Below are 8,484 nucleotides of genomic sequence, written 5' to 3' on the forward strand. Positions count from 1 at the left end.
GCGGAACCGCTGTCGCATAACTTAGGAGTAAAGCGACGGCTGTGGCTTGGGCTGGTAAGCCCTGGCTATGGTAAGTTGCGCATCTGAAAATTAAAGACTGCCCATGACCCGCCCGAATCGCAAAACCCTTATAGCAAGCCTGCTTATTATGCTCTGGGGCCTCTCCATGCTAGTCGCCTACTGGTGGTACGAAGCACGTTACCTGCGCAGCTTCAGTGAGCAGACCGCGTTGTTCTACGGCGAGCTGCTGCACCTGCCTGATGAGCTTGCGGGTCCAGGCCCGATCCGCCTGATACATTTCTGGGACCCGTCCTGCCCATGCAATGTCGGCAACCAGCAGCACCTTACCGAGCTTATTAAGCGCTTCGGCCCACAGGGTGTTAGTTTCTACGCGGTGCAAACGCCAGGTAGTCACGACCAATTACCTGAAGCCCTGAACACTTTGAAAACTTTACCCGCCTTGAGCGGCATCTACAGAATACCAGCCAGCCCGGCAGTAGCAATCTGGGACCGGACAGGCCAATTAGCATACTTCGGCCCCTACAGCGAAGGCGCAACCTGCACCTCTAGTAACAGCATTATCGAGCCCATTCTCGACGCCCTGAGTGCTGGCAGACCCGTAAACGCAAATAACACAATGGCCGTAGGCTGCTTCTGCGACTGGCCGAACAATTGACGATCACAAACCGGCAACGCGTTACGGCATCACGCGCAAAAGCATGCTCATCCTTAGACTCAACTTGCCGATACAGCAATTTTGAGTAGTTGCAGAGCGCCTAAATCAAGCTAGCCCTATGTAACACTCACCACGACTGCAGCACCACCTAGAGCCTATCGCCATGTCCGCTAACCTCTCCCCCGTTCAACAGCACTACCAAAAATCAGACCGAATCATGCTGGGTGTGCTGTGGCTGATGTTTGTGTACTCGCTCGGACTCGCGTTCTGGCATGGTGCTTGGGGTCAAGCGCTCCTGGTCGGAGGTGGTACAGCGGTTGTGATGAGCCTGCTTAACCAGCTAATCAGCGGCCAGCGTCTGTTGCGTTGCGTAATGGGCGCGGCGTATATGGTAATGGCGGCCCTGCACATCAACCAAGCTGGCGGCATGCTTGAAATGCATTTCAGCATCTTCGTGCTACTGGCTTTCTTGGTGTACTACCGTGACTGGCTTCCGATCGTGGTAGCCGCATTGGTGATTGCAGTGCATCACTTGAGTTTCTTTGCCTTACAAGCTCAAGGTGTTGACGTTGTTGTGCTGCCGAGCGGCAGTTGGTCAACCATTTTCCTGCATGCGCTCTACGTCGTAGCAGAAAGCGCAATTCTGATTTACTTGGCGATGCAGACTCACGCGGAAGCCGTTGAAAGCGCGGCGCTGATGCAAGCTGCCGAGAAGATCACTGAGCGAGTTGACGAAGTCAATCTCAGCTACCGCAGCAGTGCGCAGGGCAAAGTTAGCCTAGGTTTTAACCAATTTCTTGGCACCTTGGACGATCTGGTCAGCGAAGTGATTAGAGACACAAAAAGTCTGAAAAAAATGGGTGACAGTCTGCTGCTAACCACCGAGAACCTAAGCTCTGGGGCAGAGCAACAGCAAGGCGAAATCATCTACATGAGCTCAGCTATGCTGCAGATGAGCACCGCCATTGACGAAGTGGCTGGACATGCTGATGGCGCCGCGGCGGCAGCTCAAGCCGCCAACCAGCAAGCTGCCGAGGGTAGTCGCTCGGTCAACCATGTGCGCAGCGAGATCAGCAAACTGGCCACACAAATCGACGTTACTGAAACCGAGGTTCAGGCGCTGGCAGAACAGTCCGAGCAGATCGGCAAGGTGTTGGAAGTGATCCGCTCGATTGCGGATCAAACCAACCTGCTAGCCCTAAATGCTGCAATTGAAGCCGCGCGTGCTGGCGAGCATGGTCGTGGTTTTGCCGTCGTAGCTGACGAGGTGCGCAATCTGGCGCAGAAAACTGCGTTGTCTACCGCTGAAATACAAAAAATCATCAGTGGCTTGCAACAAGGTAGCCGCCAAGCAGCGGCCGCTATGCAAGAAAGCCGAGACAGCGTGCGCAGCTGCGTACAAGACAGTCAAGCGACTGCTGAACTGCTAGGCACAGTAGCGCAAAACATCAGCGGTATTACTCAAATGAACGAGCTGATTGCCGCCGCCACCCACGAGCAAGCTGCGACCAGTGCAGAAGTTAGTCAGCACCTACACAGCGTGCAACAAGTAGCCAAGCAAAGCTTCGGCGATGCTAGCAATCTTAACGACGATGGCCAGCAACTCAGTCAGTTAGCCGATCGCTTGAGCCGTTTGACTGGTCGCTTCCGCGTTAGCCGCTAAGCGCTGAATAGCCCTGACTTGGCAGGCAAATCTTACGGACTACTTGGCTGATGTTTGTGTGTCGAGTCCGACATTAACAGTCGGACGCGTGCCAGTGCCGGGCTCGCACTGGCACGCGGTATGATCTTGACCCGATTTACCATAAACGTCGTTATGCGTAACGCGTGGCCCATCCTTGAGACCTGCGCGGGTTAGCGGTGCTCGGTCCCGCTCCACTGGTCGTTGTCCGTCGCCTTGCGCGCCTTGTGTCGCTGCCAAGCGCGCAGCAGGTTGTAAGCGAGCACCAGCCAGCCAGCGGCTTTGAGAAAAATCAGATCATCAGTCATCGCATGCTCCTTCCCGGCGCTTTGTTATGGGTTTAGTGGGCCGGGTAGATACAGCTTGCCCAAGGAGCGACATCGCTGACAAGGCGGCAACCAGGGCAAAGTCAGGTATGCAACGCGCAAAACCCTTGGCCCGGTTGACTGAAAAATATTTTCAGAGGGAGCTTACTTCACGATCAGTCGTAATGACCGACGCCGCCACTGGAAACCCAAGAGGACAGCAGAAAGAGGACTTTATAGACGATTATAGAGTGATTATAGAGGCCAAATGCCACTAGAAATCTGATTTGCAGCCAGCCGTTGCCTCACTACAATGCCCTTGATCATGACAAGGTGCCCGAAGATGAAAATCAACAGCAATGTCAAAGATAGGGCTCGAGCCAAACTTGTACGTCTGCAGAAATCGCCCAAGTACCGTAGCTTTTTCAACGCCGCTGCTATCGATGCCTTTACCACGGTTGAGGGTTCAGCCTTCGCCGGCAAGTCTTGCGAAGACTCCGTACAAAAAAATTCGGTCCCCTAGGCCCTCAGACGCTGGGCTCCCAGAGAGGAACGAGCGATGACAGATAAACCAGTTGAACGTGCCTCCTACAGCCACCTCGAAGAAAAGGCAGAAAAACTGCCTCTCACTCCCGAGGAGATTGAGGTTCACCTGGCCATCGCCGATTTTGTGATTCGCCAAGTCAACGCAACTGCGGCCGGAGAAGTGATTTTTGACGCGCTGGTAAAGCGCTTTGAACACCGCTATCCGCATCACAAGTTACTAACTGATTGCCTGCTGGCTCCTGGATACCTAGTACCTGATCCAGGTGACATAGACGATGACGCAGAAATCCCCCTCAATACTCTGGATGCCAAACTGAAGGAGATGCTGCTGCATCCCGAAAAAAGTTTGGAACCAGCAGGTCCGCTAGCAGGACCTGCGCGTTGGCTTGACGACAAAGAGTAACCCTCCCGGTCAAACCCAATATTTATTGGGCCAAAGGAACGTTCCCTTTCCTTTATTCAGCAGCGCGGCGGCTTCTTAGTCCACGCCAAAGGCAGCCAAAAACTACAGCCAAAGCAATACTTCAAAACGTAATTTTTTGGCTTAAAGAGCCGCTATAATAAATCCTTAGGATTTATTATAGCGGCTAAAATGTATCAGAAAAAAACACGCCTGTAAACACTAGCTTTTCTTGACATAGTCGCTCTTTTCAGATATACGTCCTTAGGACGTATATCTGAAAAGAGTAGTTTGAGCAGGAGAATTTGAATGTTTTTATTAGAAGAAGCACTGGCTACCTGGGTGCTCGAGGAATATCCGTACTCCGTAATCTCTAAAGAGAAACTTTCAGAACAAATATTCTTACTATTCATGACGAAAGTTTATAAGGGAACACGTATATCGCTTATAAGAAAGGACTACGCGTCTGTTGACGACTTTCATACCTATATCGACAGAGTAGAAAGAACCGGCATATTAACTAATATAAACAACGACGCTAAACCTCATCAATTATACGGCAGTGCAAATACACCAGGCATTTATGTTATAAAGGGCAAGCCAGAGTACAGCTCTGCTGAAACAGTTTGTGCTATTTATCCGCACGGCTATTTGTCAAAAATTAATGCAATGGCTTGGTATGGATTAACAGATAAAATACCAAAAGTTGTTCGATTCACTGCCTGCCCACTAAACGAATGGAAAAAAAGGTCAATATCAGATTTATCTATAAACCCTGAGGTAGATTTTGATCTAGAAAATTTCATTCCAAGCTTTCCTAAACACACCAGTTTATTTGGGCAAGAGCTGATTGTGTCGATCGAATCAAAATATGTTGAGCCTTTAGAGGTTAGAAGTAGTCCAGTAAAGGTGTCCTCCATCGGAAAAACTTTTATTGATATGTTTAGGTATCCAGATGAATGTGGAGGTATAGACCATGTCTTGGATATATACGCCGAAAACGGAAAGAAATATTCATCTGCCATTATTAATGAGCTAAAACACAAAACAACCCGAAAAATTGATATCGCCAGGGTGGGATTTGCACTGCAGAAAATCGCTGGTGTTGAACATCCCCTGCTTTCTGAATGGCAACAAGAATCAAAAAAAACTAGAGGTAGCTCCAAGGTTCTGGTTCCTGGGGTGCCATTTTCGTCTATATTCGACGAAGATTGGTCACTTTCACTAAATGCGGAGTCTGCACAAGAATATGGAAATAGACATTGAACAATGGGTTGCAGAGGCACCACGGGACTTTCAGCTAGCCAGACAAGCCACCCACGTAATTTTACGTGCGATCTCTTCAGATGAGTCTCTAAGAACTAGCATGATCATCAAGGGCGGTACCCTTCTCGGTATTCGCTATGGTAGTACACGATTTACTACTGACATCGATTTCTCTACTGAGAAAACTCTTTCCGAAATAGACCTAAATGAGTTTGAATCGACGTTAAATGATGCAATGGACTTAGTTGAGTCATTTTTAAACTATGGGGTTAAATGCAAGCTACAATCATATGATATAAAGCCGAATGCAAAAGGCACCTTCCCCACTATAAAAATGAAAATAGCCTATTGCTTGAGAAGCAATGCAGCACAAATGAAGCGTCTGGAAGTAGACAGGAACTGTCCGCTAGTCATAGTTATTGACTACAGCTTTAATGAAAAATCATATAATGTTGAAATGCTTCAACTTGGCGATGATGATGGCGAAATTCAGGCGTATGACATATGCGACTTGATGGCAGAAAAACTCAGATCAATTCTACAACAAGAAGTACGAAACAGAGGCCGAGAACAAGACATTTATGATGTCAACTATCTATTAACGACAATAAAGCCTCTGAGCGATTCAGAAAAAACTAAAATTCTTAACTCGTTAATAAATAAAAGCCAAGGGAAAAAAATTGATTATCTGCTTCATCGCGATGGTATAGATAATCCGGAAATCAAAAAAAGATCCTCAGAAAAATATCCATTACTAAAAGATACGGTTGTTGATCTTCCAGACTTTGAAGAGTCGTATGCCAGGGTAGCCGACTTCTTTAAATCGTTACCATGGGATGACAATTGATAAAAATTAGTTAATTCGTGAAAGACCAGGTGCGCTCGATGCGCCTTGGTTTTTGCAAGCAGGCCTCCCCAAAAATTTAACCGATGCTAGGCCCGCGAGGCCGAATATCTGGAAAGCGCGACTGTTGTTGCTTAAGCCATTCGGGCAAGCGCAAAAACTCGTCCTGCTCACTCACAGAAGCATTTTGCATGCCGACCACGCTCAAATTTTCAGGGCTAAGGGCTTGAACCTCAGCATGTAGACCTTGAAGTGCACCAACCATGGTCCGAACATCTCGGCCATCTGCAGATAAGGCCTGAACCATACACAATGCGGCTTCAATCGCGTCCAATCGACTCTGGCGTACTGAATGCCACAAGACAAGGTCTTCAGATTCATCTCGGCTTGATGAGCCAGCAGTATACGATTGCGTTTCGTAGTGCTGCTCCGCAGCTCCAAAATTAGCCGACTCTGCCCTCTGTACTTCTTCCAAGGGGTGCATAGAGAAAACGGAAATTTTCGTACGATAAGCCCTGCTGACAGTCCCAAACCCTTGCGTTGTGCAGTCGGTATCCGAATGGAGTACACCTCACTCAGGCGTCAGGATGATTACTCGCCTCACGTCAGATTAGGGTCTATTTTTGCATTTTCTGACGCGGCAGCGTCCACCTCTACGACCTCAACCTGACACAGAACGCTTAGCGTACGAAAATTTCCGTTTTCTCTATTCGCCCCAAGGAGAACCGTCGCATCGTGACGCGCTTCGACAAGCTCGCAACAAGTTTTGCGGCGATGGTCTCATTGGCCTGCGCTATGCGGTGCTTGCGACAATACTTTACGTACAGAGCCTAGCAACCCAATATGAGAAACCCCGGCAGGATGCCGGGGTTTTTTTATTAACTATCTAAATCAAATTTCCACATTAAAGAAAACTTGGTAAACCTTTAGCAGGATCTGTTTCACGTGCCGCTTGAGCATCTGCTACAGTCATACCTAAGGCCTTAGCAACGCCTTGCCCATAAGCTGGATCGCAAGCATAACAGTTGCGGATATGACGGTATTTGATGAAATCTAGCGCATCACCCATCGCTGCGGCCGTGTTATTAAACAATGCTTGTTTCTGTTCATCATTCATCAAATTGAACAGGGCACGGGGCTGGCTGAAGTAGTCATTGTCATCTTCGCGGAAGTCCCAGAAATCAGCATCACCGGTAATCTTTAATGCTGGTTCTTTAAACTGAGGTTGTTCCTGCCACTGGTTAAAACTGTTCGGTTCATAATGTGGCAATGAACCATAGTTGCCATCCATGCGGCCCTGACCATCACGACGATTAGAGTTTACAGGGCAGCGTGCAGCATTGACCGGAACCTGTGAATGATTTACACCAACACGATAACGTGCTGCATCAGCATAGTTCACCAGACGTGCCTGTAACATACGATCCGGTGAGTAGCTAATTCCCGGTACCAGATTGCTTGGTGCAAAGGCAGCCTGTTCTACATCCTGGAAATAATTTTCCGGATTGCGGTTCAGTTCGAATTCACCGACTTCAATCAGTGGATAATCACCTTTCGGCCAGACTTTGGTCAGGTCAAATGGATGATAAGGAACTGTTTCAGCTTCCAGTTCCGGCATGATTTGAACGTACATTTTCCATTTTGGATACTCACCACGTTCAATGGCATCAAATAAGTCAGTCTGACTACTTTCACGATCTTTAGCAATCAAATCTGCTGCTTCAGCATCGGTCAGGTTCTGGATGCCTTGCTGGGTACGCATATGGAATTTCACCCAGAAGCGTTCATTTTGGGTATTGATAAAACTGAAGGTATGGCTGCCAAAACCATGCATATGACGGTAGCCAGCAGGAATACCGCGATCCGACATCACAATGGTCACCTGATGCAAGGCTTCAGGCAATAATGTCCAGAAATCCCAGTTATTGGTGGCACTGCGCTTGTTGGTTTTCGGGTCACGTTTGACTGCTTTATTCAGGTCAGGGAACTTACGGGCATCCCGCAGGAAAAACACCGGGGTATTATTGCCGACCAGATCCCAGTTGCCTTCTTCAGTATAGAATTTCAGGGCAAAACCTCGAATATCACGTTCTGCATCGGCCGCGCCACGTTCACCCGCCACCGTTGAGAAACGCGCAAACATTTCGGTTTTTTTGCCGACTTCAGAGAAAATTTTAGCGCGAGTATATTGGGTAATATCATTGGTCACGGTAAAGGTACCAAAAGCACCTGAACCTTTAGCGTGCATACGACGCTCTGGAATCACTTCGCGGACGAAGTTTGCTAATTTTTCATTCAACCATAAATCTTGGGCAAGTAAAGGTCCACGCGCACCTGCCGTCATACTGTTCTGATTATCCACCACAGGGGCACCAGCTTCAGTAGTCAGGTGGGTAACAGGACATTTTTTAGGGTCTTGACTCATACTATTAACTCCCGTTTCTTTTAATTTAAATTTCCTGCAGAAATTTAAGATTTTCAATCCTAGTCGTAACTGTCCTGCAACTGCTGATACAGCGCTTTCAACTCGGTAATGCGCGCTTGAAGCTGCTCAGGGGTTTTCTCAGTGTCGGTCTCGGTCATGTCGTGGGGATTCCTTTCAGTGCTACACGTTGATGGCGAACACGTCGACCGACTCAGTATAGGGGTTCGGGGAGCAATGGAACAGTAAACGCACTTAAGCCCAGTACCTGCCCGCAAACCAGCGCTCTGTCTGGGGAGTACGATAAAACCACCGTTTTATGAAACCGCTTTAACGAACATCAG

Annotated in this window: 8 protein-coding genes and 1 pseudogene; 7 read left to right on the forward strand and 2 right to left on the reverse strand. The window is 48.3% G+C overall.

From position 1 onward, the window contains the following. Window positions 1-103: 103 nt before the first annotated feature. Together ICA16_RS28040 and ICA16_RS28045 are read left to right on the forward strand one after the other, a co-directional pair. A complete protein-coding gene (locus tag ICA16_RS28040; RefSeq protein ID WP_032891960.1) occupies window positions 104-676 on the forward strand; it encodes a DUF6436 domain-containing protein in 573 nt (190 codons plus the stop codon). Between the two features lie 163 nt (window positions 677-839). Continuing rightward, window positions 840-2,339: a methyl-accepting chemotaxis protein gene (locus ICA16_RS28045; RefSeq protein WP_032891959.1), complete on the forward strand. Its 1,500-nt coding sequence runs from the start codon at window positions 840-842 to the stop codon at window positions 2,337-2,339. A gap of 191 nt (window positions 2,340-2,530) precedes the next feature. On the opposite strand, the gene ICA16_RS28315 is transcribed toward ICA16_RS28045, so the two are convergent. Further along, window positions 2,531-2,665, reverse strand: a complete 135-nt coding sequence (locus ICA16_RS28315; protein WP_272949751.1) for a hypothetical protein — start codon at window positions 2,663-2,665, stop codon at window positions 2,531-2,533. 340 nt (window positions 2,666-3,005) lie between these two features. On the opposite strand from ICA16_RS28315, the gene ICA16_RS28050 reads away from it, so the two are divergent. From ICA16_RS28050 to ICA16_RS28070, 5 genes and pseudogenes are all read left to right on the forward strand, one after another. Then, complete coding sequence (locus ICA16_RS28050; protein ID WP_032891958.1) at window positions 3,006-3,185, forward strand: hypothetical protein; 180 nt, start codon at window positions 3,006-3,008, stop codon at window positions 3,183-3,185. Window positions 3,186-3,221: 36 nt separating this feature from the next. Then, window positions 3,222-3,611, forward strand: a complete 390-nt coding sequence (locus ICA16_RS28055) for a hypothetical protein (RefSeq protein WP_032891957.1) — start codon at window positions 3,222-3,224, stop codon at window positions 3,609-3,611. Window positions 3,612-3,917: 306 nt separating this feature from the next. Next, window positions 3,918-4,874 carry a type IV toxin-antitoxin system AbiEi family antitoxin domain-containing protein gene (locus ICA16_RS28060; RefSeq protein ID WP_138763973.1) on the forward strand — a complete coding sequence of 319 codons (957 nt, stop codon included), beginning with the start codon at window positions 3,918-3,920 and terminating at the stop codon, window positions 4,872-4,874. Further along, window positions 4,858-5,721: a nucleotidyl transferase AbiEii/AbiGii toxin family protein gene (locus ICA16_RS28065; protein ID WP_032891956.1), complete on the forward strand. Its 864-nt coding sequence runs from the start codon at window positions 4,858-4,860 to the stop codon at window positions 5,719-5,721. The genes ICA16_RS28060 and ICA16_RS28065 overlap by 17 nt, the downstream gene beginning before the upstream one ends. 714 nt (window positions 5,722-6,435) lie before the next feature. Continuing rightward, window positions 6,436-6,552, forward strand: a pseudogene (locus tag ICA16_RS28070) (IS5/IS1182 family transposase); the annotation flags it as partial. A gap of 70 nt (window positions 6,553-6,622) precedes the next feature. On the opposite strand, the gene ICA16_RS28075 reads toward ICA16_RS28070, so the two are convergent. Then, window positions 6,623-8,143: a catalase gene (locus ICA16_RS28075; protein ID WP_003829123.1), complete on the reverse strand. Its 1,521-nt coding sequence runs from the start codon at window positions 8,141-8,143 to the stop codon at window positions 6,623-6,625. Window positions 8,144-8,484 lie beyond the last annotated feature (341 nt).

The sequence above is a fragment of the Pseudomonas anatoliensis genome, from assembly GCF_017976235.1.
Lineage (GTDB): Bacteria > Pseudomonadota > Gammaproteobacteria > Pseudomonadales > Pseudomonadaceae > Aquipseudomonas > Aquipseudomonas anatoliensis.